This window comes from Halomonas sp. IOP_6 (genome assembly GCF_021151565.1).
GTDB lineage: Bacteria > Pseudomonadota > Gammaproteobacteria > Pseudomonadales > Halomonadaceae > Vreelandella > Vreelandella alkaliphila.
This window is the reverse complement of the sequence record NZ_JAIRBO010000026.1, coordinates 1-1,020: the sequence shown is the minus strand read 5'-3', so window position 1 is coordinate 1,020 and position 1,020 is coordinate 1. Positions and strand designations below refer to the sequence as shown.

Genomic DNA, 1,020 nt, shown 5'->3' with positions numbered 1-1,020 from the left:
ATCTCGGTTGATTTCTTTTCCTCAGGGTACTTAGATGTTTCAGTTCCCCTGGTTCGCCTCTTACGCCTATATATTCAGCGCAAGATACTCATCTTATGATGAGTGGGTTTCCCCATTCAGAAATGCCCGGGTCACAGGTTGTTTGCCACCTCGCCGAGCCTTATCGCAGGCTTCCACGTCTTTCATCGCCTCTGGCTGCCTAGGCATCCACCGTGTGCGCTTCATTGCTTGACCCTATAACCCGAAGGAGTCTGGTATCTCGCAATGATAACGATTGCCGGATACGCTTGAGACGTATCACAAAACAATTACGTATAAACGTTTTAAAACGTTTATGTCAGCATGATATACATTGTTAAAGAGCGACTGTTCGATGAACAGTGATAAGGCAACACAATTGCGGCGCTTGACTTATCAATGATCACAAAACATCAACAAACGGTGGGTAACGTACAACAAAATGGTGGAGCCAAGCGGGATCGAACCGCTGACCTCCTGCGTGCAAGGCAGGCGCTCTCCCAGCTGAGCTATGGCCCCATCGTATTACTTTTTCCGGGTAATTTTATACAGGACAAGACATTTTATGGAGACGCATAGCCTGCTATGCGAGTCATAAAATAACGCCGTACTGAATAAAATTGGTGGGTCTGGGCAGACTTGAACTGCCGACCTCACCCTTATCAGGGGTGCGCTCTAACCAACTGAGCTACAGACCCGGGTATTCAACTATCATTGGGCACCATAAGCCTGTTAGCCGACCTCACCCTGCTTTCCATTTAAGGTCAGGGGGTGCGTTCTAACCAACTAAGCTACAGACCCTTATGACAGCTAAACTAGCTACCGTTTGCTCTATTATCTGATCAGGTAATTCATTGTGAGCGCTTACCGCGAGGGATGATGCATCGTTTAAGGAGGTGATCCAGCCGCAGGTTCCCCTACGGCTACCTTGTTACGACTTCACCCCAGTCATGAACCACACCGTGGTGATCGCTTTCCCGAAGGTTAAGCTAACCACTTCTG

2 tRNA genes and 2 rRNA genes are annotated in these 1,020 nt (G+C 48.3%); all 4 read right to left on the bottom strand.

The features are described 5' to 3' along the window. Nucleotides 1-234, bottom strand: a 23S ribosomal RNA gene (locus K7H08_RS18335); the annotation flags it as partial. 227 nt (nucleotides 235-461) lie between these two features. Next, nucleotides 462-537, bottom strand: a tRNA-Ala gene (locus K7H08_RS18330). 102 nt (nucleotides 538-639) lie between these two features. Beyond that, nucleotides 640-716, bottom strand: a tRNA-Ile gene (locus tag K7H08_RS18325). A 191-nt stretch (nucleotides 717-907) separates the two neighbouring features. Then, nucleotides 908-1,020, bottom strand: a 16S ribosomal RNA gene (locus K7H08_RS18320); the annotation flags it as partial.